At 64.7% G+C, this 22,705-nt stretch carries 24 protein-coding genes and 1 pseudogene; 16 read left to right on the top strand and 9 right to left on the bottom strand.

The features are described 5' to 3' along the window. Window positions 1-122: 122 nt before the first annotated feature. Entirely contained in the window at window positions 123-1,082 is a 960-nt protein-coding gene (locus NKH57_RS04270; protein ID WP_352942000.1) for a TAXI family TRAP transporter solute-binding subunit, read from the bottom strand. Window positions 1,083-1,340: 258 nt separating this feature from the next. On the opposite strand from NKH57_RS04270, the gene NKH57_RS04265 reads away from it, so the two are divergent. Together NKH57_RS04265 and NKH57_RS04260 are read left to right on the top strand one after the other, a co-directional pair. Further along, window positions 1,341-1,709, top strand: a complete 369-nt coding sequence (locus tag NKH57_RS04265; protein WP_352608715.1) for a YciI family protein — start codon at window positions 1,341-1,343, stop codon at window positions 1,707-1,709. A gap of 7 nt (window positions 1,710-1,716) precedes the next feature. Beyond that, window positions 1,717-2,961 carry an RNA polymerase sigma factor gene (locus tag NKH57_RS04260; RefSeq protein ID WP_352941998.1) on the top strand — a complete coding sequence of 415 codons (1,245 nt, stop codon included), beginning with the start codon at window positions 1,717-1,719 and terminating at the stop codon, window positions 2,959-2,961. Between the two features lie 21 nt (window positions 2,962-2,982). Here NKH57_RS04260 and NKH57_RS04255 read toward each other — a convergent pair whose 3' ends face one another. From NKH57_RS04255 to hrcA, 6 genes are all read right to left on the bottom strand, one after another. After that, window positions 2,983-3,609 (bottom strand): glutathione S-transferase family protein, encoded by a 627-nt coding sequence (locus NKH57_RS04255; protein ID WP_352941995.1) that lies wholly within the window; start codon window positions 3,607-3,609, stop codon window positions 2,983-2,985. A gap of 131 nt (window positions 3,610-3,740) precedes the next feature. Beyond that, window positions 3,741-4,721 carry a cysteine synthase A gene (cysK, locus tag NKH57_RS04250; RefSeq protein ID WP_023762597.1) on the bottom strand — a complete coding sequence of 327 codons (981 nt, stop codon included), beginning with the start codon at window positions 4,719-4,721 and terminating at the stop codon, window positions 3,741-3,743. 216 nt (window positions 4,722-4,937) lie between these two features. Then, entirely contained in the window at window positions 4,938-5,555 is a 618-nt protein-coding gene (locus NKH57_RS04245; protein ID WP_352941992.1) for a LysE family translocator, read from the bottom strand. Between the two features lie 205 nt (window positions 5,556-5,760). Continuing rightward, window positions 5,761-7,110, bottom strand: a complete 1,350-nt coding sequence (locus NKH57_RS04240; RefSeq protein ID WP_352941990.1) for a PQQ-dependent sugar dehydrogenase — start codon at window positions 7,108-7,110, stop codon at window positions 5,761-5,763. A 114-nt stretch (window positions 7,111-7,224) separates the two neighbouring features. Next, on the bottom strand, window positions 7,225-7,422 hold the full coding sequence (locus NKH57_RS04235; RefSeq protein WP_013892036.1) for a hypothetical protein: 198 nt from the start codon (window positions 7,420-7,422) through the stop codon (window positions 7,225-7,227). A gap of 90 nt (window positions 7,423-7,512) precedes the next feature. Next, the gene (gene hrcA / locus NKH57_RS04230) at window positions 7,513-8,595 is read right to left on the bottom strand and encodes a heat-inducible transcriptional repressor HrcA (protein ID WP_352941988.1); all 1,083 of its coding nucleotides are present in this window, start codon (window positions 8,593-8,595) and stop codon (window positions 7,513-7,515) included. 180 nt (window positions 8,596-8,775) lie between these two features. Here hrcA and rph point away from each other — a divergent pair, with 180 nt between their 5' ends. The 5 genes and pseudogenes from rph to NKH57_RS04205 all read left to right on the top strand — a co-directional run. After that, the gene (gene rph, locus NKH57_RS04225) at window positions 8,776-9,492 is read left to right on the top strand and encodes a ribonuclease PH (RefSeq protein WP_023762602.1); all 717 of its coding nucleotides are present in this window, start codon (window positions 8,776-8,778) and stop codon (window positions 9,490-9,492) included. A 16-nt stretch (window positions 9,493-9,508) separates the two neighbouring features. Further along, window positions 9,509-9,919: a VOC family protein gene (locus NKH57_RS04220; RefSeq protein WP_352942014.1), complete on the top strand. Its 411-nt coding sequence runs from the start codon at window positions 9,509-9,511 to the stop codon at window positions 9,917-9,919. Further along, the gene (rdgB, locus tag NKH57_RS04215; protein ID WP_352608721.1) at window positions 9,919-10,566 is read left to right on the top strand and encodes an RdgB/HAM1 family non-canonical purine NTP pyrophosphatase; all 648 of its coding nucleotides are present in this window, start codon (window positions 9,919-9,921) and stop codon (window positions 10,564-10,566) included. Before NKH57_RS04220 ends, rdgB begins: the two co-directional genes overlap by 1 nt. Further along, window positions 10,563-11,726 (top strand): radical SAM family heme chaperone HemW, encoded by a 1,164-nt coding sequence (hemW, locus tag NKH57_RS04210; RefSeq protein WP_352941984.1) that lies wholly within the window; start codon window positions 10,563-10,565, stop codon window positions 11,724-11,726. The genes rdgB and hemW overlap by 4 nt, the downstream gene beginning before the upstream one ends. Window positions 11,727-11,739: 13 nt before the next feature. Next, window positions 11,740-11,862, top strand: a pseudogene (locus tag NKH57_RS04205) (EamA family transporter); the annotation flags it as partial. Between the two features lie 73 nt (window positions 11,863-11,935). On the opposite strand, the gene NKH57_RS04200 reads toward NKH57_RS04205, so the two are convergent. Next, window positions 11,936-12,100, bottom strand: a complete 165-nt coding sequence (locus NKH57_RS04200) for a hypothetical protein (RefSeq protein ID WP_352941982.1) — start codon at window positions 12,098-12,100, stop codon at window positions 11,936-11,938. Window positions 12,101-12,231: 131 nt separating this feature from the next. On the opposite strand from NKH57_RS04200, the gene rsmI reads away from it, so the two are divergent. Both rsmI and NKH57_RS04190 read left to right on the top strand, forming a co-directional pair. Further along, window positions 12,232-13,161, top strand: coding sequence for a 16S rRNA (cytidine(1402)-2'-O)-methyltransferase (gene rsmI / locus NKH57_RS04195; protein ID WP_352941979.1), 930 nt, complete (start codon window positions 12,232-12,234; stop codon window positions 13,159-13,161). Then, the gene (locus NKH57_RS04190) at window positions 13,154-13,531 is read left to right on the top strand and encodes a YraN family protein (protein ID WP_352941977.1); all 378 of its coding nucleotides are present in this window, start codon (window positions 13,154-13,156) and stop codon (window positions 13,529-13,531) included. Before rsmI ends, NKH57_RS04190 begins: the two co-directional genes overlap by 8 nt. Before the next feature lie 35 nt (window positions 13,532-13,566). Here NKH57_RS04190 and NKH57_RS04185 read toward each other — a convergent pair whose 3' ends face one another. Continuing rightward, window positions 13,567-14,373: an undecaprenyl-diphosphate phosphatase gene (locus tag NKH57_RS04185; protein ID WP_352730262.1), complete on the bottom strand. Its 807-nt coding sequence runs from the start codon at window positions 14,371-14,373 to the stop codon at window positions 13,567-13,569. A gap of 160 nt (window positions 14,374-14,533) precedes the next feature. Between NKH57_RS04185 and NKH57_RS04180 the strand changes: the two genes are divergently transcribed. From NKH57_RS04180 to dapB, 7 genes are all read left to right on the top strand, one after another. Continuing rightward, the gene (locus NKH57_RS04180) at window positions 14,534-15,226 is read left to right on the top strand and encodes a glutathione S-transferase family protein (protein ID WP_352941975.1); all 693 of its coding nucleotides are present in this window, start codon (window positions 14,534-14,536) and stop codon (window positions 15,224-15,226) included. Then, a complete protein-coding gene (gene queG, locus NKH57_RS04175) occupies window positions 15,207-16,361 on the top strand; it encodes a tRNA epoxyqueuosine(34) reductase QueG (protein WP_352941972.1) in 1,155 nt (384 codons plus the stop codon). Before NKH57_RS04180 ends, queG begins: the two co-directional genes overlap by 20 nt. Then, window positions 16,358-17,257, top strand: coding sequence for an SDR family NAD(P)-dependent oxidoreductase (locus tag NKH57_RS04170; protein WP_352941969.1), 900 nt, complete (start codon window positions 16,358-16,360; stop codon window positions 17,255-17,257). Before queG ends, NKH57_RS04170 begins: the two co-directional genes overlap by 4 nt. Before the next feature lie 64 nt (window positions 17,258-17,321). Beyond that, window positions 17,322-18,416 carry a penicillin-insensitive murein endopeptidase gene (gene mepA / locus NKH57_RS04165; protein WP_352941967.1) on the top strand — a complete coding sequence of 365 codons (1,095 nt, stop codon included), beginning with the start codon at window positions 17,322-17,324 and terminating at the stop codon, window positions 18,414-18,416. A 421-nt stretch (window positions 18,417-18,837) separates the two neighbouring features. Then, window positions 18,838-19,884: a glucokinase gene (locus tag NKH57_RS04160; protein WP_352942012.1), complete on the top strand. Its 1,047-nt coding sequence runs from the start codon at window positions 18,838-18,840 to the stop codon at window positions 19,882-19,884. Window positions 19,885-19,962: 78 nt separating this feature from the next. Continuing rightward, window positions 19,963-21,837, top strand: coding sequence for an ABC transporter ATP-binding protein (locus NKH57_RS04155; RefSeq protein ID WP_352941965.1), 1,875 nt, complete (start codon window positions 19,963-19,965; stop codon window positions 21,835-21,837). Beyond that, entirely contained in the window at window positions 21,834-22,670 is an 837-nt protein-coding gene (gene dapB, locus NKH57_RS04150; RefSeq protein WP_352941962.1) for a 4-hydroxy-tetrahydrodipicolinate reductase, read from the top strand. Before NKH57_RS04155 ends, dapB begins: the two co-directional genes overlap by 4 nt. The last annotated feature ends 35 nt before the right edge of the window (window positions 22,671-22,705 follow it).

The raw sequence follows: 22,705 nt of genomic DNA, 5'->3' as shown, positions 1-22,705 counted from the left end.
GTTGGGGTGGCTGCCCTCTACATGGGGACACAAAACGGTGCAATTTGTGGCGGGGGCCCCCCCCGTGGGCCGGCCGGGGCCGGGGGGGGCGCCTGGCGAAGACATGTCGGATTGCCACGCGCCTACTTCAGCAGCCCTTTCTCCTTGTAGTACCGCTCGGCGCCGGGATGCAGCGGTACCGGCATGCCGTCGAGTGCCTTGGTCGGGTCGATCGCCTTGGCGGCGGCATGCGCCGCGGCCAGCTGGTCGAGATGCTCGAACAGCAGCTTGGTCATCTGATAGGCGGTTTCGTCGGAGACATCGGCGCGGGTGATGAGGAAATTGCCGACGGCGGCGGTTGCGACATCCTCGCTCTGGCCTTCATAGGTTCCCTTGGGAATGATCACCGAAAGATAGGGCGCGCCGATCTTGGCGACGTCCTGCTCCGGCACTGCCACGACATTGATCGGCACGGAGGTGGCGAGGTCGCGGATCGAGGCGACGCCGAGTCCGGCGGATTGCAGCGTGGCGTCGAGCTGCCGGTTCTTGATCAGTTCGACCGATTCGGCGAAGGGCAGGTATTCGACCCGGCCGAGATCCTCGTATTTCAGCCCGGCGGCATCGAAGATGGCGCGCGCGTTGAGCTCGGTGCCGGACGCCGGCGCACCGACCGACAGGCTCTTGCCCTTGAGATCGGCCAGCGTCTTGATACCGGACTCGCGGCTGGCGACGATCTGGATGTAGTTGGGATAGATGGCGGCGATGCCGCGCAGTTTGTCAAGCTTGCCCGGGAAGCCGGCCTCGGTGTTGCCTTCAGCGGCCAGCTTGACGGAATCGCCGAGCGCAAAGGCGATCTCGCCCCTGCCCTGCTGCAACAGATTGAGGTTTTCGACCGAAGCCTTGGTCGCCTGCACCTGGGTACGCGCGCCTTCGATGCCCTTGCCGTAGATTTCAGACAAAGCGACGCCGAGTGGATAATACACGCCGGACGTGCCGCCGGTCAGCACATTGATAAATTCTTGCGCGCTGGCTGAGACGGCACCCAGGCCAAGCGAGAGCGCCACGGCACCGGCTGCAACGAATTTCGTTCTGAAATGGAACATCGGGGCCTCCTCCCTGAAATATCGACGACAGCACCGCCTCCCAGGTGCGACCACGGCGAGTTTAGACAGCGAGCCGCAAATGCCAACCCGCAACTGTGCTCGTTAGACGAACGGTTGAGGGATCGGAAACAGATGGCGGCTTGCGCAAAAAGCCGGCGGAGCCGAAAGTTTTTTGAGCTGTCTGTCGAAATCGCGCGCTGCCGCGCGACATACGTCCGGCTCGCAAGGAAGCGGCCTTCGAAACAACGGGAGAAGACCATGCGATACATGATTTTGATCTACGCCGACGAAGCCGCGATGGCGAATGCACCGGCCGAGGCGACCTACCAGATGAGTGCCGCCTATGGTGCCTATACCGAAGCCTTGAAGAAGTCCGGCGCGTGGCTGGCCGGGGACCGGCTGCGCCCGAGCCAGGCGACCACCTCGGTGCGGGTGGCTGGGGGCAAGACCAACGTGCTCGACGGCCCCTATGCCGATACCAAGGAGCAGCTTGCCGGCTTCTACATGATCGAGGCCGAGGATGCCGACGCCGCGATCGCCTGGGCGGCGCGCTGCCCGGCGGCCAGCACCGGTACTGTCGAGCTGCGGCCGATCTGGGAAATGACCGAGTACCTGTCCGAGAGATGATGATGTGATGGACAGTCGCTCGGAGATCGCCCGGGTGGCCGCCGAGGCCGCCGCCCGGCAAAGCTACGGCAAGCTGGTTGCCTGGCTGGCGGCGCGCACGCGTGACGTGGCCGCTGCCGAAGACGCGCTGGCTGACGCCTTTGCCGCGGCACTCGAACGTTGGCCACGAACCGGCGTGCCTGAAAGGCCGGAAGCCTGGCTGCTGGCGGTGGCAAGGCGGCGCCGCGTCGATGCGGTGCGGCGGCGGCTGACCAGCGAGGCCGGCCGCGAGCATCTCAAGCTGATTGCCGAGGAGATGGAGGCGGGCATGACCGACGAAGACCTTCCCGACGAACGGCTGCGGCTGATGTTCGCTTGCGCCCACCCGGCGATCGAGCCCGGCATTCGCTCGCCGCTGATCCTGCAGACCGTGCTGGGTTTCGACGCGGCGACGATCGCCTCAGCCTTCCTGGTGTCGCCGGCAACCATGGGCCAGCGCCTGGTTCGCGCCAAGACCCGCATCCGTGAAACCGGCATTCCGTTCCGCGTTCCGGAGCGGACCGAACTCGGCGAAAGGCTGGATGCGGTGCTGGAAGCGATCTACGCCGCCTTCGCCGAAGGCTGGTCCGATCCGGCGGGCACCGAAACGCGGCGCCGCAATCTCGCCGGCGAAGGCATCTGGCTCGGCCGCCTGGTGGCTTCGCTGATGCCGGAAGAGCCCGAGGCGCTGGGTCTGCTGTCGCTGATGCTGTTCGCCGAAGCGCGGCGCGCGGCACGGCGCGATCCGGCCGGAGATTATGTTCCGCTGGCCGAGCAGGATCACACGCTGTGGGATGGCATTTTGGTTGACGAAGCGGAATCCCTGCTCCGCCGCGCCGCCACGATGGGCGTCATCGGCCGCTACCAGCTTGAGGCGGCGGTTCAGTCCGCACATGCGGCACGACGGCTGACCGGCCGCACCGACTGGGTGGCGGTCCGCGAACTCTACGACGCGCTGCTCTCGATCGCGGGATCACCGGTGGTGGCGATCAACCGCGCGGTGGCGATTGCCGAGGCCGAGGGTGCAGTGGCTGGATTGGCGGCCCTTTACGTGCTCGGCGACGACAAGCGGCTTGATGAGTATCAGCCCTATTGGGCAGCCCGCGCCGGTCTCCTTGCCAGGCTTGGGCAGGTACCGCAGGCGTGCCAAGCCTATGACCGGGCGATCGGCCTCGAGCGCGACCCGGCGGTGCGCCGGTTCCTGCAGGGCAAAAGGGCAGCGCTCAAAAATTAAGCTCGCCAGCGACCCGTCCGTTCAGCCCGGCCACATCTCGTGCGATGTGTTGAGCGTCTTCATCAGGGGATGCTCGCGCAACTTCGACCACAGGCGCTCGATATCAGGCCAGGTCGTGCGCGCCCTCTCGGCGTCGGGATGCCAGGCCACCAGCATGACGAGGTAGATGTCCGCGACCGACATGCGGTCGTCAACCAGCCAGTCACGGCCTTCGAGAGAGGCATCGAGGACGGCAAAGCCGCGGTCCATCTCTGCGATGGCTGCCTGCTTGACCGCGTTGGTGCCTTCGGCATCGGTCGTGTAACGATGCGCGTAGTAAAGCCGTAGGATTGCCGGATAGAGCACGGATGACATGAAGACCATCCAACGGAGGAAGTCGGCGCGGGCAGGCGCCTCGACAGCCGGCGCCAAGCCCGCATTGGGGTGACGCTCGGCAAGCAGGATGCAGATCGCCGCCGATTCGGTGATCGAGCTTCCGTCCGGCAAAGTGAGCACCGGAACCTGGTTCAGCGGGCTGATGTCGAGGAAGGCCGGATCGGGCCGGTCCGTCTTCGGCACTTCGATCTGTTCGAATGGCGCATTCGCCAGCGCCAGCGCCGCCTCGACGACGAAGCCGCCGCTGCCCGGACGAGTGTAGAGCTTGTACATGAAATCCTCCCCGGCCCGCTTTGCACGGGCCGGTGACGATTTGCACCGGAAGCAGGGCATTTCTCAAGCCGGTGGCTGACGCCACGGGCGGTTTATTCAACGGGCCAGCTTAATTACGAAGGACCGTCGGATTACGCTCCCAACCCCTCGAACAAAATCGTCGACAGATAGCGCTCGGCGAAGGACGGGATGACCACGACCAGGTTCTTGCCCTTGTTTTCCGGCCGTGAGCCGACGACGATGGCCGCCTGCAGGGCGGCGCCCGACGAGATGCCGACCGGTACGCCTTCGAGGCGGGCGACGAGGCGGGCATTTGCGACCGAATCCTCGTTCGACACCCTGACGATCTCGTCATAGATCGTCGTGTCGAGGATTTTGGGCGCAAAGCCGGCGCCGATCCCCTGGATCTTGTGGGGGCCAGGCTGGCCACCCGACAGAACCGGTGAGGAGTCCGGCTCGACGGCGACGACATGCACCGAGGGCTTTCGCTTCTTCAGCACTTGGCCGACGCCGGTGATGGTGCCGCCAGTGCCGATGCCGGCGACGAAGATATCGACCTCGCCATGCGTATCGTTCCAGATTTCCTCGGCCGTCGTCGTGCGATGGATTTCCGGGTTGGCGGGGTTCTCGAACTGCTGCGGAATGATCGCGTTGGGGATCGTCGCGGCCAGTTCGTCGGCCTTGGCGATGGCGCCTTTCATGCCTTTCGGACCCTCGGTCAGCACCAGCTCGGCGCCAAGCAGCGCCAGCATCTTCCGGCGCTCGATCGACATCGTTTCCGGCATCGTCAGGATCAGCTTGTAGCCCTTGGCGGCAGCGGCGAAGGCAAGCGCGATGCCGGTATTGCCCGACGTCGGTTCGATCAGCGTGGTCTTGCCGGGAGAAATCTTGCCGGAAGCCTCCAGCGCCTCGATCATCGCCACGCCGATGCGGTCCTTGACCGAGGCGATCGGATTGAAGAATTCGAGCTTGGCGATCAGGTTGGCGACGATGCCCTTTTCCCGAGCGAACTTGTCGAGCCGCACCAGGGGCGTGTCGCCGATCGTATCGGTGATGGAATCGTAGACGCGGCCGCGACCGGGTAAACGGGCAGAGGTGACGGGCTTGTTCATTGGTTTCGCTCCCAGAATTTTCAGGCAAGGGGAATTTCAGGCAAGTGGGGAATTTCAGGCAAGTGGAATTCAAGCCGCCAAGATAGGGCCTTTGGCCGTGCAAGATAGACTGTCGGCTGAAAATATCCGAGTGGGACCTGTGTCGAAAACATCGCCCTCTCGGAAAAGCATTTCCCGCAAAGGCCTGTTTGCGAAATGGTTTGGCCGAAAAGCCCTCTATTGCCGGGCGGCAATCGCTGCAGCGGCGCCGACCATGAAGCCGGCGGCGGTGCGGTTCAGCGCCTTGAGCGCGCGCGGCGACTTCAGGAACCAGCGCGCCTTGGCCGCCAGCGCCAGATACGGCACCAGCACCACCAGAAGTACGACGACCGTCAGCGCAACGAGAATGCTGTAATCGGTAAGTGTGATGGTCTTCAGGTCGACGATGGTCGGCGTGATCGCGAGGTAGAAGATCATCGTCTTCGGATTGCCGAGCGTGACGGTCAGGCCGGCGGCAAAGCTCGACAGCAGCCCACCCTTGCCCTTTTTCGCTTCGACTGTCTCGGGCGTGATGCCGCTGTTCCAGAAGCGCCAGCCGAGGAAGGCGAGGTAGGCGACACCGAGCCATTTGATGGCCAGGAAAATCATGCCGAAGGTCTGCGCGACGAAGGCGAGACCGAGCACCACGGCGGTCAGATAGGTGAGGTCGCCAGCCATCAGCCCAAAGGACATCGCCAACGACGAGCGGAAGCCGGAGCCGAGCGCACGCGCAAGGAGCGCGGTAACGCCGGGACCAGGGATGGCGGCGGCGATGCCGAGCGCCGCACTGTAGGCGAGGAATCCGGTGAGCGTCATGGCTGCGGCCTCAAATCAGAACGCCTTGTCGCATGGAACGGCCCAGGATTGAATTCCCTGGGATCGGAATCCATTGCACCAGATGTCGCTGCAACACGCGGAGAAGGCGCCCTCATCCGGTCGCTTCGCGGTAACCATCTCCCCCGGGGAGAAGAGCCTGGCGCCGGCGTTGGCATCCGGGTGAGGGGATTTGTGCCAAGATTGCTCAGGAGCGATCGCCGTCATGGGTGATGCGCCAGATGGTGCCGTTGCCGTCCTCGGTCACGATCAGCGCGCCGTCGTTCGCCACCGCCACGCCGACCGGCCGACCCCAGACCTCGCCGTTGGAGACGACGAAGCCGGTGATGAAATCCTCGTATTCGCCGGTCGGCTTGCCATCCCTGAACAGCAATCTCACCACCTTGTAGCCGGTCCTGTTGCCACGGTTCCATGAACCGTGCAGAGCCACAAAGGCGTCGCCCCTGTATTCGGCCGGAAAGGTCTTCCCTTCGTAGAAGGCGATGTTGAGCGGTGCCGAATGCGCCTGCATCAGCACGTCGGGAATGATCGCCTTGCCGGCAAGATCGGGGCGCTCGCCCTTGTGACGCGGATCCTCGTTGTTGCCGACATAGTACCAGGGCCAGCCATAGAAGGCGCCGTCCTTGACCACGGTCGCATATTCCGGCGGCACATTGTCGCCGAGCCCATCGCTCTCGTTGACGACGCACCACAGCGCGCCGGTCGCCGGCTGCACGGCCATGCCCGAACAGTTGCGCAGGCCAGTGGCGACGATGCGACCGTTCTTGCCGTCGGGATCGAAGGCCAGCACAGCCGCGCGGCCATCCTCGGGACCCCACGCAGCGCCGAGCGGCTGCGACGTCGCCCAGGCGCCGAGGCCGCCTTTCGGTTCTTTGCCCATATGCTGCGCGGCATTCGAACCCGAGCCGACCGATAGATAAAGCGTCTTGCCGTCCGGCGAGAAAGCGATATCGCGGGTCCAGTGATGACTTGAAGGGATGTTGTCGACGATGGTCTCCGGGTCGCCGGCGGCCTTCAGGTCGCCGCTGTGATAAGCGAAGCGCACAATGCCGTCGCTGTTGGCGACATAGACCCATTGCGGGTCGTTGCCCGGTGGATAAAAAGCAATGCCATAGGGCTGGTTGAGATTGCGGGCAAAGATGCCGTGCTGCGCCGGCTTCGCGCTGCCGTCGGCCAGGCGGTAGACGCGGATCTGGTTGGCTTCGCTGTCGGCGACGAACAGGTCGCCGTTCGGCGCGACGCGGACGACGCGCGGATTGTCGATGCCCGACGCGATCAGCTCGGCCGAAAAGCCCGGCGGCAGTTTCGGCTTGGCGTCTGCCGGCCGTTCGGCGAGGCCGGCGCTGTTGGAGGCGGATTTGGTGACGTCGGGTTTTGGCAGATCGTTCGGCTTGATCAGGCGGCGCATACCGGGCCTGTCGGCACGCCAGTCGCCGAAGGCGGCGGCACCTTTCAATACGGGCTCCGCTTGCTGTGCGAATGCAGCGGCGGTGAGAAACGCCGCAGCGGAGAGGGCCAGCCCAGCCAATCGGATCATTCAATCCTCCAAACCTGGTCACACACTGAACGGCTGCAAAGGGGGCAAACGAGCGGTTTCGTCTGTTGTTCCGCGGCACACGATCAGTTGAAGCGAAAGCGGAGTTTTTTAACCTCAGGTCCCAGCGGCGTAAAAATCGTCATCGAGACGCTTTTCCAGCGCGACGAGATCGGCCGGCAGCGGCAGGCCCATGGCGCGCATTTCCCGCAGTTTTTCGCGCAACTGCTCCTGGATCTCGTGCTGGTCTTCCGGCTGGTTGACCATCTCCTCGAGCAGCAGGCTGATCCGGGCCTTGAATTCTTCGAGCGCCATTGTTTTTCTCCTCAGCTGCTTGTTCTTTGTTTTTTGAGTCTAAGGTGTTGAGATTCAGGTCAGGCCGGCATCACCTGAACATCAATACGCTTAGCGCAGCATGCGGGAAATCAGCTGCGCCGTATAGTCGACCATCGGCACGATGCGGGCATAGTTGAGCCGGGTCGGGCCGATGACCCCGAGCGCACCGACGACGCGGGCGTCTTTGTCGCGATAGGGCGCGACCACCAGCGACGAGCCCGACAGCGAGAACAGCTTGTTTTCCGAGCCGATGAAGATGCGCACGCCCGATCCTTGCTCGGCGAGGTCGAGCAGTTGGATCAGTCCGTCCTGCGTCTCCATGTCCTCGAACAGGTGCCGCAACAGTTCGATATCGGCCTGGGCGGTGACGTTTTCGAGCAGATTGGCGCGGCCGCTCACGATGAGCCGTGCCGGCAGGCCGCTGTCCGCGCCGGCCCACACCGCGAGCCCCTTCTCGACGAGGTCCTGCGACAGCGTGTCGAGGGCGGCCCTGGTCTCTTCCTTGATGCGGGCGATCTCGACCCGCGCCTCCGCCAGCGTGCGGCCGCGGATATGAGCGTTGAGGAAGTTCGAGGCCTCGTGCAGTTGCGAGACGGTGATGCCGGCGGGCAGCTCGACGACGCGGTTTTCGACGTCGCCATTCTGCGACACCAGCACCGCCAGCGCCTTGGTCGGCTCGAGCTGAATGAATTCGATGTGCTTCAGCGCCACTTCGTTCTTGGCGGCAAGCACCAGGCCGGCACCGCGCGACATGCCCGACAGCATCTGGCTGGCCTCGGTCAGCATGTGTTCCAGCGTCGCGCCCGAGCCGGATGCCCGCACCTGCGCCTCGATGGCGCGGCGCTCCTCGTCGGACAGATCGCCAAGCTCCATGAAGGCGTCGACGAAGAAACGCAGGCCGGCCTGCGTCGGCAACCGGCCGGCCGAGATGTGCGGCGCGTAGATGAGGCCGAGATGCTCGAGATCGCTCATCACGTTGCGGATGGTCGCCGGCGACAGCGAAGACGGCAGGATGCGCGACAGGCTGCGTGATCCCACGGGTTCGCCGTCCTTGAGGTAGGAATCGACGATGCGCCGGAAGATGTCGCGCGAGCGCATGTCCAATGATTGAAGCGCGGGCGCCTGCGAACTTGGATCGACTGCCTTGGTCATTGCGGCCAAAAACCTCCGGCCCAAAGATATAGACTTCGCTACGGCCCGCGCAACCCGGTGTCTGCGTCAGATCACCCCGGTGTCTGTGTCGGATCGTCAAGCCATTTTCCTTTGCGCCATGCGTCCCATGCGGCTACAAGCCGGCCAAGATTCCCGAAAAATGACAAGAAAGCAGCCTGAATGCGCCCCTCCAAACGCCAATTCGACGAAATGCGCGCCATCTCCTTCGAGCGCGGCGTCTCCAAGCACGCCGAAGGCTCATGCCTGGTGAAGTTCGGCGACACGCATGTCCTGTGCACGGCCAGCCTGGAGGAAAAAGTGCCGGGCTGGATGCGCAATTCCGGCAAGGGCTGGGTGACGGCGGAATACGGCATGCTGCCGCGCTCGACCGGCGAGCGCATGCGCCGCGAGGCTTCCGCCGGCAAGCAGGGCGGCCGCACCCTGGAGATCCAGCGGCTGATCGGCCGTTCCTTGCGCGCCGTGGTCGATTTGCAAGCGCTGGGCGAGCAACAGATCACCGTCGACTGCGACGTCATCCAGGCCGATGGCGGCACCCGCACCGCCTCGATCACCGGCGGTTGGGTGGCGCTCTACGACTGCTTGCGCTGGATGGAAGCCCGCCAGATGGCCAGCGTCGCCAAGGTGCTGAAGGACCACGTCGCCGCGATCTCCTGCGGCATCCATGACGGCCAGCCGGTTATCGACCTCGACTATATCGAGGACTCGTCGGCCGGCACCGATGCCAATTTCGTCATGACCGGCAAGGGCGGCATCGTCGAGATCCAGGGAACCGCCGAAGGCGAGCCTTTTTCGGAAGGGCAGTTCGCGGAATTAATGGGCTTGGCCAAGAAGGGCATTCAGCGCCTGGTCAGTTTGCAGCAGATGGCGGTGGCTTAGTTCTCAAATGCCGAGCTTGACGCCCTCTGCTATCCTGGAATCCGCTCTCTACGTCACCGACCTTGCCGCCGCCGAAACCTTCTACACCGACGTCCTCGGCCTAAATCTCCTCGGCAAAGTCGATGGCCGCCACCTGTTCTTCCGCTGCGGCCCGGGCGTGTTGCTCGTCTTCAATGCCGAGGCAACCAAAATCCCGCCCGCGCCCGACGCCAGGCTGCCGGTGCCGCCGCACGGAGCTGTCGGCGAAGGCCATCTCTGCTTTGCGGCGACCGCCGACGAAATCGCCGGCTGGAAAGCGCATCTCGAAGCGAAGAAGATCGCCATCGAAAGCGAATTCGAATGGCCGCAGGGCGGCCGTTCGATCTATATACGCGACCCCTCGGGCAATTCGATCGAATTCGCCGAGCCACGAATCTGGGGCCTTTGATGCATTCTCTCGATGGAAAGAAGATCGTCGTCGCCAGCCACAATGAAGGCAAGTTGCGCGAATTCGCCGACCTGATGGGGCCGTTCGGTTTCGAAGCGAAATCGGCCAAGGACTACGGCCTGCCCGAGCCCGACGAAACCGGCACCACCTTTGAGGAAAACGCCTACATCAAGGCGCTGGCAGCGGCCAAGGCGACCGGCCTGCCGGCGCTGTCGGACGATTCCGGCCTGTGCGTCGACGCGCTCGACGGCGCGCCCGGCGTCTACACCGCCAACTGGGCGGAAACCCCTGACGGCGCGCGCGATTTCGGCATGGCTATGCAACGCACCGAAGTGGCGCTGCAGGAAGTCGGCGCCGCCTCGGCCGAACAACGCAAGGGCCGCTTTGTCGCCGTCATCTGCCTGGCGTTCCCCGACGGAGAAGCCGAATATTATCGCGGCGAGGCCGAAGGCACGCTCGTCTGGCCGCCGCGCGGCGATCTCGGTTTCGGCTACGATCCGGTGTTCCTGCCCGATGGCTTCGAAAAAACCTTCGGCGAGATGAGCGCCGAGGAAAAACATGGCTGGAAGCCCGGCCAGCCGACCGCGCTGTCGCACCGCGCTCGCGCTTTCCAGAAGTTCGCCCAAGCACGATTGGGTTCGTCATGAGCATGCTGCTCGACCGGACGCCCGGCTTCGGCGTCTATATTCATTGGCCGTTCTGCGCGGCCAAGTGCCCCTATTGCGATTTCAACAGCCATGTCCGCCACCAGCCAGTCGATCAGGACCGCTTCGCCAGCGCTTTCGAGGCTGAACTGGCAACGATGCGCGAGCGCACCGGGCCGCGCGAGGTCACCAGCATTTTTCTCGGCGGCGGCACGCCGTCGCTGATGAAGCCGGAAACGGTGGCCAGGGCTCTGGACGCCGTGGCTAGGAACTGGACCGTCCCCGACGGCATCGAGGTGACGCTGGAGGCCAATCCGTCCTCGGTCGAGGCCGAACGCTTTCGCGGCTACCGGGCGGCCGGGGTCAACCGCGTCTCGCTCGGGGTACAGGCGCTGAACGACAAGGATTTGCGCTTCCTCGGCCGGCTTCACAATGTCGAGGAAGCGCTGCACGCGATCGGGCTCGCGCGGGAAATCTTCCCAAGATTGTCCTTTGACCTGATCTATGCCCGACCCGGCCAGACACCGGAAGCGTGGCAGGCCGAACTCGAACAGGCGATCGGCCACGCCGCCGATCATCTGTCGCTGTACCAGTTGACCATCGAGGAGGGCACGCCGTTCCATGCCTTGCATGCCGCGAAGAAATTCGTCATCCCCGACAACGACCACGCCGCTGACCTCTATGCGCTGACGCAGGAGATCACCTCGGCGCATGGCCTGCCAGCCTACGAGATTTCCAACCACGCCAGGCCGGGCGCCGAAAGCCGGCACAATCTGACCTACTGGCGCTACGGCGAATATGTCGGTGTGGGGCCAGGCGCGCATGGCCGCTTCGTCGAGAACGGCCGCCGCACAGTCACGATCGCCGAGCGGATGCCGGAAACCTGGGCCAATCTGGTCGAGGCCAAGGGCCATGGCGTCACCGGTGGCGAGATCCTGACGCGTTCGGAAGAAGCCGACGAGTTCCTGCTGATGGGCCTGCGGCTGGCCGAAGGCATCGACCTCTCCCGCTACGAGGCGTTCTCCGGACGCGGCCTGTCGACGGCCCGGCTGTCGATGCTGCAGGGCGAGGGGCTGGTGGCACCGATCGGCAATGCTCGCCTGCGCGCCACACCAGCCGGCATGATCGTGCTCGACGCCGTGGTGGCGGACCTGGCGCGATAAGCAGTCAAATGCTCTAAGCGTCGTGCTTGTGGGGTTGTTTGCCGCGGCCTTTTTCGGCGGGCGACTCGCCGGAGCGGACTGGCTTGGCGTCGCCCTTATCGCGGCGACCGCGGTGCTGGTCGCCTATCGGATGTAGCGGCGCGTCGTTGCGGGCGTTTTTTGTTTCAAGACGGGTGATGAAGATATCGAAGCGATTGGGCATCGTCCGGTCAGTGCTCCGTCGTGCTATCGGGTTTGTTGTCGGAAAGCCTGACATTCGTAGGCAAGAGGGTATGCCTGGCCAGGCTGGCGTCGGTCTTCGCGGGCAGTACGGCAACGCGGTTGCGCTCGGCGCGATAGGGTTCGAAAGCGTCCTGCATCTTCAGGCTATCCATCCTGTCCTCCTCGGGAATCAGGGGGTAAATCCGCCGTAGCCGGTTTCGTTCCCTACTGTGGCAAAGGAATGGCGAGGGAGACGCAACGTCAGCTTTTGCAAGCCGACGCTGGCCGTGCCAAACAGGGCTGAATGGAGAAGGCATCAGTGACCGCCGAAACGGGCAAGCGCAGCTATGTGATCGGGCAGACCGAAATCGCGGCCCGACCGCTCGAGCCGGCGCTCTATCTGGTGGCGACGCCGATCGGCAACCTGGCCGACATCACGCTGCGCGCGCTGGAGACGCTGGCCGCCGCCGACATCGTTGCTTGCGAGGACACGCGGGTGTCGCGCGTGCTGCTGGACCGCTACGCCATTCGCCGCCGCACCACGGCCTATCACGAACACAATGCCGGCGAGGCCGGGCCGAAGCTGATCGCCGCGCTCCAGGCCGGACAGAGCGTGGCGCTGATCTCCGACGCCGGCACGCCGCTGGTGTCCGATCCGGGCTACCGGCTGGTCGGCGAGGCGCGCGACCACGGCATTCGCGTCGTGCCGATTCCCGGCCCGTCGGCGCCGCTCGCGGCGTTGACCGCATCCGGCCTGCCGTCGGACGCCTTCCTGTTCGCCGGTTTTTTGCCGGTCAAATCAGGGCAGCGGCTGACGCGGCTTGGGGCACTGAAGGCTGTGCCGGCGACGCTGATCTTCTTCGAATCACCGCGCCGGCTGGCCGAATCCCTTGCCGCCATGGTCGAGGCGCTTGGCGGCGAGCGCAAGGCCGCGATCGGCCGCGAATTGACCAAGACCTTTGAAGAGATGCGCACCGGCACGCTGCAGGCGCTGGCCGACCATTATGCGGCGGCCGATACTCCAAAGGGCGAAATCGTCGTCTGCGTCGGTCCGGCCGAGGCCAAGGCCGACGAACCGGCCGACATCGACCGCCTGTTGCTGTCGCTCGCCGGCGAAATGCCGGCTTCCAAGGCAGCGGCGGAAGCCGCAAAAATGATCGGCGGCCAGAAACAGGCGTTGTATCGGCGGCTTCTCGAACTCAAGCATGCTTCTGGAGAAAGCGACGGTGGCTGAGCGCCCGAGTGCCAGCCGCCAAAAAGCCTATCGGCGCGGCCACCGCGGCGAATGGCTGGCGGCGGCAGCATTGGTGTTGAAGGGCTACCGGATTCTGGCGCGCCGCCACCGCACCCGCTGCGGCGAGCGCCCCCGGAGCGCGGGCGGCGGCGACGGCGTGCTGTGCGGCGAGGTCAAGGCGCGGCGCACGCTGATGGAAGCCATGGAGGCGATCGGCCATGAATCGGAGCGCCGCATCGAGGGGGCGGCCGACATCTGGCTGTCGCGCCAGTCCGATTACGGCAAACTGTCGATGCGCTTCGACATGGTCGCGGTGCTGCCCTGGCGCTGGCCGGTGCATGTCGAGAATGCGTTCTATGGAAGGAATTGAGGTTGCTCACCATCCCCACAAGGGGGAGGGTAAGCTCACCCCCAAACCATCAGCGCCACCAACCCGACACCACCCACCACCAGCCGCCACCAGCCGAACAGCGAGTAGCCGTTGCGCGAGACGTAATCGAGCAGGAAGCGCACGACGATGAGCGCCGTGACGAAGGCGGCGACGAAGCCGACGGCGATGATCGGCAGGTCGGCGCTGCTCAGCACGTTGCGGTTCTTGAACAGGTCGAAGGCGAAGGCGCCGACCATGGTCGGGATGGCGAGGAAGAAGGAGAATTCGGCCGCCGCCCGTTTGTCGACACCCAGCAGCAGCGCGCCGACGATCGTCGAACCCGAGCGTGACGTGCCGGGAACGAGCGACAGGCACTGGAAAAGGCCGATCTGCAGGTAAAGCCGGGTCGGGAACCGCTCGACGTCGCGGTAGAACGGCTTGAGGTTCATGCGGTCCACCGCCAGCAGCACGAAGCCGCCGATGATCAGCATGATACAGATCATCCGCGGCGATTCGAACAGCACCGCCTTGATGAAATCATGCGCCAGCGCGCCGATGATCGCCGCCGGCAGGAAAGCGATGAGGACACCGATGGCGAAATGCCTTGTCAGCCGGTCATGCGGCAGGTCGACCAGCATTTGCCACAGCCGGCGGAAATAGACGCTGAGAATCGCCAGGATGGCGCCGAGCTGGATCAGGATCTCGAAGGCCTTGCCGGTCGAATGGAAGCCGAGGAAATGGCCGGCGAGCAGGATATGGCCGGTGGATGAGACGGGGATGAACTCGGTCAGCCCCTCCAGCAGGCCGAGCAGCAGGGCTTCGACGAATGGCTGGCTTTCCATGGCTACCTCGGGATTGGCGTGACGGCTGACAGAACGGCTTGCTTGTCATGGCGTGCAAGTCCCCCTATAGGTCGCAACACCCTGACGGCCCGCTAACCGGGCGGCCAAGACTTACCGGTGCGCCCTTCGATTCGCCAGTGCGCTTTATCATCGCGGAACCATGCTGACGCTTTTCCATCATCCCATGTTCGCCACTTGTCGCTTCGTCCGCCTCGCTTTCGGCGAGTATGGCGAGGAGTTGGCCCTGATTGAGGAAAAGCCGTGGACCCGACGCAAGGAGTTCCTGGCGCTGAACCCAGCCGGCACACTGCCGATCCTGCTGGCCGAAGGCGACGTGCCGATCGTCGGTGCAACCGTCATATCGGAATATCTCGATGAAACACGCGGTGTCTTGAAGCGCGATAAGCGACTGTTCGCCGAAGATCCGATGCAGCGCGCCGAAATCCGCCGGCTGATCGACTGGTACCTCAACAAGGCCGAAAGCGAAGTCACCCGCCATCTGGTGCGCGAACGGGTGCTGAAGCCGGTGATGCCGGAGGTTGCGGGCGGCGGCTCGCCCGATTCAGGCGCGATCCGTGCGGCGCGCGCCAACATCCGCCAGCACATGAAATACACCAACTGGCTGGCCGGCACTCGCCATTGGCTGGCGGGCTCCAGGGTTACCTATGCCGATCTGGCCGCTGCCGCGACGCTGTCGGTGCTCGATTATCTCGGCGAGATCGATTGGCGCGAGCATCCTGCAGCGCGCGAATGGTACACGCGGGTCAAGTCACGGCCCTCCTTCCGGCCGCTTTTGACCGACCGCGTACGCGGCCTGTCGCCGGTGTCGCATTATGCGGACCTCGACTTCTGACGCCGCAAAACTGCGCACGCTGATCGACGCGGAGGCGCGTCGCGCCGGCTTCGATGCCGTCGCCGTCACCTCTCCCGATGCGATCCCGGTTGCGCCGGCGCGGCTGGCCGAATTTGTCGCCGACGGCTTTCACGGCTCGATGGACTGGATCGCCGAGACACTGCAACGCCGCGGCGACCCGACGGTGCTATGGCCGCAGGTCCGCTCGATCATCGTGCTGGCGATGAATTACGGTCCCGACCATGATCCGCGCGGCGTGCTGGCCAAGCGCGACCGCGGCGCGATCTCGGTCTATGCGCAGAACCGCGACTATCACGAGGTGATGAAGGGCCGGCTGAAGGAGATCGCCGGCAAGATCGTTGCCCGTGCCGGCGGCGACGTGAAGGTGTTCGTCGACACCGCACCGGTGATGGAAAAACCGCTGGCGGAAGCCGCAGGTCTCGGCTGGCAAGGCAAGCACACCAATCTGGTCAGCCGCGAGCATGGCTCCTGGCTGTTCCTCGGCACGATCTTCACCACCGCCGAACTGGTGCCCGACAAGGCGGAGATCGACCATTGCGGCTCCTGCCGTGCCTGCCTCGACGCCTGTCCGACGGATGCATTTCCGGCGCCCTACCGGCTCGATGCGCGGCGCTGTATTTCGTACCTCACCATCGAGAACAAGGGGCCGATCCCGCATGAATTCCGTGAACAGATCGGCAACCGCATCTATGGTTGCGACGATTGTTTGGCCGTTTGCCCGTGGAACAAGTTCGCCCGGGCTGCTTCGGAGGCCAAGCTCGCCGCGCGCGATGAATTGCGCGAGCCGCCGCTTGGCCGGCTGTTGCAACTGGACGAGGCGGCCTTCCGCGCTTTCTTCTCCGGTTCGCCGATAAAACGCATCGGCCGCGATCGTTTTGTCCGCAACACATTGATCGCCGCCGGCAATTCCGGCGACACCGCGCTTGCCGTCAGCGTGCGTGCCTTGCTGGACGATGCCTCGCCGCTGGTGCGGGGCGCGGCAATATGGGCGCTGGCGCGGCTGGTGCCTGATGCCGAATATTCAGAACGGGCAGCTATCGGCCTGAAAACCGAGACCGATACGGCCGTGCGCGACGAATGGCGTCTGGCGCGGCCAACCAGGACGCATGCATGAACGAGAAACAGGTCTTCATCTTCGGCGCCGGCTATTCCGGCAAGGCTTTTGCCCGCGCCAACAAGGGGCCCGCCAACATATTCGGCACGACGCGCTCCCCGGACAAATTCGAGGCGCAGCGCCAGGCCGGCATCGCGCCGCTGCTGTTCGATGGTGCGCTGACTGACGAAATTGGGGATGCGCTGGAAAAAACAACGCATCTGGTAATCTCGATCGCCCCAGAAGAGGCCGGCGATCCCGTCTTGAACGCTGCCCGGGAGGCAATCGCTCAAATGCCGGCGCTCCAATGGATCGGCTATCTCTCGACCGTCGGCGTCTACGGCAATTACGACGGCGCGTGGGTCGATGAAACGGCCGAATGCCGGCCGGTGTCGAAGCGCTCGGTGATGCGGGTGGGGGCCGAGCAGGATTGGCTGCAATTGGGCTCGGACATCGGTCGGCCTGTTGCGCTCCTGCGCCTGTCCGGCATTTACGGGCCGGGCCGCAATGCGCTGGTCAATCTGGAAAACGGCACCGCAAGGCGGCTGGTCAAGCCGGACCAGGTGTTCAATCGCATCCATTGCGATGACATTGCCGGTGCGCTTTGGCAGCTCATCGACAGCAATACTGGTGGGACCTTCAATGTCACCGACGATCTGCCGGCGCCGCCGCAGGATGTCGTCGCCTATGCCGCTTCGCTGATGGGTGTCACGCCGCCGCCCGAAATTCCATTCGACGGCGCCCAACTTTCGCCCATGGCGCGGTCCTTCTATGGCGAGAACAAGCGTGTCGCCAACGCAGCGATCAAGGCGGCGGGCTATCGTTTTCGATTTCCGGACTACCGCACCGCCCTCGACCATATGTGGGCAAGCGGCGACTGGCGCGACGGCGAAGCGCGCAGTCCGATGAAGCGCTAACGGTCGAAGCCGTACGTTGGGCATGCTATGATTCGGCGGTTCAAGCGGTGAAGGAGTGGGGTTCATGAAGGCATCGGGACCATCGTCGCCGGGCAGAAGGACAATCCTGGCCGCTGCGTTTGGCCTGGCTGCCATCGCAGGGCTTACCGCGCAACCAGCCGCGGCTGAGGAGCGGGCAAAGGACCTGTTTGGCGCCAAGAAGCTGCCGACAGCAGCAGCTGCGCAATCCATTGGCTTCTATTCCAAGGGCTGTTTTGCCGGCGGTGTCGCCATTCCGATGGATGGTCCGACCTGGGAGGTGATGCGGCCTTCGCGCAACCGCCGCTGGGGTCATCCGGCGATGATCGCGGTCATCGAGAAGTTGTCGCGCGACGCATCAGTCGATGGCTGGCCCGGCTTGCTGATCGGCGACATTTCGCAGCCGCGCGGCGGCCCGATGATGACAGGGCATGCCTCGCACCAGATCGGGCTCGACGCAGACATATGGCTGACACCGATGCCCAGCCATCCGCTGTCGATGGCGCAGCGCGAATCGATGAGCGCCACCTTGATGGTCGACGAGAAGACCCATCTTGTGAAGGACGCGCTGTGGACGCCGGCGCACACAAGGCTTCTGATGCGGGCGGCGAGCTACGCGCAAGTCGAACGCATCCTGGTCAATCCGGGCATCAAGAAAAAACTCTGCGACACCGTCAAGGGCGACCGTTCATGGCTGCGCAAGATCAGGCCGTTCTGGGGCCACGACTATCACTTCCACATGCGCATCGGCTGCCAGCCGGGCTCGCCCGGCTGCAAGGCGCAGGAGGCAACGCCGGACGATGACGGCTGCGGCAAGCCGCTGGCCTGGTGGTTCACGCAGGAGCCGTGGCGGCCCAACAAAAACCCTGACGCGCCGAAGGCCCGCGATCTGATGACGATGGCGAACCTGCCCCAGGAATGCCGCGCCGTGCTCGACGCGCCCGGGCCGGCTTCAGCCCAGGCCGCGACCTATCATGGCGGCGGCGTGCCGGTCGCGGTGGCCGCTCCCGAACCGGAAGCGCCGTCGCTGCCCGCCACGACGGCCAGCGGCACGGCTGGATTGCCGAGCGCGGTGAACGCCTTCACCGCGACGCCCGAGATCGGCATCCCGCTGCCGCGGCCACGGCCGCCTGGAAACTGACCGTCGCGGCATCTATCGACGTCAAACCAGATTAAACCTGCGCAGGACCAGCTTTTAGCGCAATCAGAGCAGACAGAATTATGATTGCCGCAAGGATGAGCGCCCACGATACGGCGTTACGCGAAGGCAACCAGCGGCGCCCTCGCGCGGCCCGCTTACGCCACTGGCCAGACCGGTTGTCGTAGCGCGATTTTTCCAAGCCTCTCCCCTCACGGGGAGAATGCGATTATCGCCGTTCGGAGTCCAGATGGGGGCCAGTTCAAAACTATGATGGCCCGTTTTGCGAAACAGTGGCCGTTTGGCCGCAGAACCGGCCGCAGCGCGCCCGTGGGTTCGAAAACCGTTTCCCTTTTCAAACTCATGCGCTAGTCAACGGGAGAGCGGCTAGATGCCGTCAGGGGCGCCGGAGACGGACGAGAGCATGCCAGGCACAGGCGACGACGATACTTTGTTGCGGTTTCCGATCCTGATCGGCGACATTGGCGGCACCAATGCGCGCTTTTCGATCGTGCTCGATGCCAATTCCGAGGCCGGCGAGCCCGCCATCGTCCAGACCGCCAACTACAACACCATCGACGAAGCAATCCAGGCGGTCGTGATCGATCGCTCATCGGTGCGCCCCAACTCCGCGGTGCTGGCGGTGGCCGGCCCGGTCGACGGCGACGAGATCGAGCTCACCAACTGCCCGTGGATCGTCAAGCCGAGAAAAATGTTCGCCAGCCTCGGGCTGAGCGACATCGTCGTGCTCAACGATTTCGAAGCGCAGGCGCTCGCCGTCGTCGCGCTCGGCGAGGAGCATATGGAAAAGATCGGCGGCGGTACGCCGGAGCCCAATGCCGGTCGCGTCGTGCTCGGTCCGGGAACCGGTCTCGGCGTCGCCGGGCTGGTCCATGCGCTTCACCGTTGGATACCGGTGCCCGGCGAGGGCGGCCATATGGACATCGGCCCGCGCACGCCGCGCGATTTCGAGGTTTTTCCGCATATCGAGAAGCTCGAAGGCCGCATTTCGGGCGAGCAGATCCTGTGCGGACGCGGCCTGGTCAACGTCTACCGTGCGGTGGCCAAGGCGGACGGCAAACCGGCGTCGTTCACCACGCCGGCCGAAGTCACCGCCGCCGCACTTGCAAAGACCGATCCGGTTGCGGAGGAAGCGCTGGAGACCTTCGTCACCTGCCTCGGGCGCACCGCCGGCGATCTCGCTCTGGTGTTCATGAGCCGTGGCGGCGTGTTCCTCACCGGCGGCATCGCGCAAAAGATCGTGCCGGCGCTGAAAGCCGGCAATTTCCGTGCTGCCTTCGAGGACAAGGCGCCGCACAGCGCGCTGATGCGCACCATGCCGGTCTATGTCATCACCCACCCGCTGGCCGCACTCCTGGGCCTTGCCGCCTACGCCCGGAACCCCTCGCTGTTCGGCGTCCAGACGGCAGGCAGGCGCTGGCGCGACGAAGTTAGTCACCCCAAGGCATAGGCAAGCCGGCTGCTTGGCGTTAAGAGGGGTGCCGAATTGCCCGGCCGCGGGAAGCGGAAACCTACGAAGCGCTCCGATTTGACATTTCAGCCTCCCAATTTGTCGAAACCCCGTGCGGGCGAGATCGTGGCGGTCATCCGCCGCATTCTCCAGGAAAACGGCCGCGAATATCGCGGCGCGTATATTTTCACGATCCTCTGCCTGCTGACCGTGTCGGCGACGACGGCGCTTGCCGCCTGGATCATGAGCCCGGTCGTAAACCAGATCTTCTATGAACGGCGCGGCGACTTGATCCCATGGATCTGCGCGGCACTGCTCGGCGCTTTCATCCTGCGCGGCCTTGCCGGCTACGGCCAGGCAGTGACGATGGCCAGGATCGGCAACAATCTTGTGGCGCGCTACCAGCAGCGCATCTTCAACCATCTGATGAAGCTTGGCGTCTCGTTCTTCAACGACACCAGGTCCGGGCGGCTGGCCGCGCAGGTCAACGAGAACGTCAACGGCATTCGCGACCTTTTGTCGATGACGGTGACCTCGACGGCGCGAGACGCCGTCTCGCTGATCGGCCTGATCGGCGTCATGATCTATCAGGATCCGATACTTTCGCTGAGCTCGCTGCTGATCGGGCCGCCGCTGATCTGGACAGTCACCTACCTGATGCGCCGGGTGCGCCGTATCACACGCGAATCGGTGCAGATCAACTCGCGACTGATCGGCGCCATGCAGGAGGCCACGCAAGGCATCGCCATCGTCAAGGCCTTCACCATGGAGGACGAGCTGTCGCGCCGCATCAGCAAGCTCGCCGAGGATGCGGAACAGCGTTCGAACAAGATCGCCCGCGTCTCCGAGCGGCTGACGCCGGTTTCCGAACTGCTGGCCGGCATCGCCTTCGCCAGCGTCATCGCCTATTCCGGCTACCGGGCCACCGTTCTCGGCCAGCCGCCGGGTGCGGTGTTTTCCTTCATCACGGCGCTGACGCTCGCCTATGATCCGGCCCGCCGGCTGGCGCGCATGCAGGTCGGCATGGAACGCGCGCTGGTCAATGCGCGCATGATCTATGAGCTTCTCGACATCGAGCCGCAGCAAAGTGACGCGCAAGGTGCCGCCGAGGCGAAATTCACCTCCGGCGAAGTTCGCTTCGACAACGTCTCCTTCCGCTATGTCGAGGAGGCGCCGGTCCTGCACGATTTGAGCTTTGTCGCCGCCGCCGGCAAGGTCACGGCAATCGTCGGCGCTTCAGGCGCCGGCAAAACGACATTGGTGGCGCTGCTGCAGCGCTTCTACGACGTCGATGCGGGCACGATCGAGATCGACGGCCAGGACATCTCCAAGGTCACCAAACAGTCGCTGCGCGGCTCCATCGCCTATGTCTCGCAGCAGCCCTATCTGTTCGAAGGCACCATTCGCGACAACATCCGCTATGGCCGGCTGGGCGCCACCGACGCCGAGATCGAACAGGCCGCAAGGCAGGCCGCGGCCGACGACTTCATCCGCCAGCAGCCGCAGGGCTATGACACGCCGGTCGGCGAAAACGGCGTGACGTTGTCGGGCGGCCAGCGCCAGCGCGTGTCGATTGCGCGGGCCATCGTGCGGCAGGCGCCGATCCTTTTGCTCGACGAGGCGACATCGGCGCTCGACAACGAGGCCGAAGCCCGCGTTCAGCAGGCGCTCACCCAGGTCATGGAAGGGCGCACCACCATCGTCATCGCGCACCGGCTGTCGACGGTGGTCAACGCCGACCACATCATCGTCATGGAACAGGGCCGGCTGGTCGAAGAGGGCACCCATGCCTCGCTGATGGCCGATCCGCACAGCGTCTATGCGCGTTTCCACCGCATCCAGGGCGTCAAGGGCCTGGGGCTTGTCGATGACAGCGCACCGATCCAGACTTCGGCCCAAGGCCCAATTCGCAACATCGAGACGCAGAAGAGCATCGCCGGGAGCACGACATGAGCGAGACGCCCGCAACCGACAGGATCGATATGGGCCTGGTGGTGGTCGGCGCGGCCGGCCGCATGGGCCAGACCCTGATCCGTGCCATCCACACCATCCCCGGCGCGCGGGTCATCGGCGCGATCGAGCGCGCGGGCTCACCCCATCTGGGCAAGGATGCGGGTGAACTCGCCGGCGTCGGCCGGATCGATGTGGCGATCGGCGATGATCCGCTACCCGTCTTCGCCAGGGCCGATGGCGTGCTGGATTTCACCACGCCGGCCTCATCAGTCGAGTTCGCCGGCTACGCGGCGCAGGCGCGCATCGTCCATGTCATCGGCACCACCGGTTGCTCGGCCGACGACAACGCCAGGATCGCCGCTGCGGCGCGTCATGCGACGATCGTCAAGTCGGGCAATATGAGCCTCGGCGTCAATCTTCTGGCGGTGCTGGTCGAACAGGCGGCGCGCGCGCTCGACGCCGACGATTTCGACATCGAGATCCTCGAAATGCACCACAAGCACAAGGTCGATGCACCGTCGGGCACCGCACTGCTGCTCGGCGAAGCCGCTGCCGCCGGGCGTGGCATCGCGTTGGCCGGCAATGATGTGCGCGTCCGCGACGGCCATACCGGCGTGCGCAAGACGGGCTCGATCGGCTTTGCTACGCTGCGCGGCGGCTCGGTGGTCGGCGATCACAGCGTGATGCTGGCCGGCACCGGCGAGCGCATCACCTTGGCACACCATGCTGAGGACCGCGCCATCTTCGCCCGCGGCGCCGTCAAGGCGGCCCTGTGGGCACGCGGCAAGAAGCCGGGATTGTATTCGATGCGGGACGTGCTCGGCCTCGGCTGAGCGACCAATCCGCCAACTTGCCAATCTGCCAACCC

This window comes from Mesorhizobium sp. M1050 (assembly GCF_040318715.1).
Classification (GTDB): domain Bacteria; phylum Pseudomonadota; class Alphaproteobacteria; order Rhizobiales; family Rhizobiaceae; genus Mesorhizobium.
The sequence above is the reverse complement of the archived record's forward strand: the minus strand, read 5'-3'. Positions and strand labels throughout refer to the sequence as shown.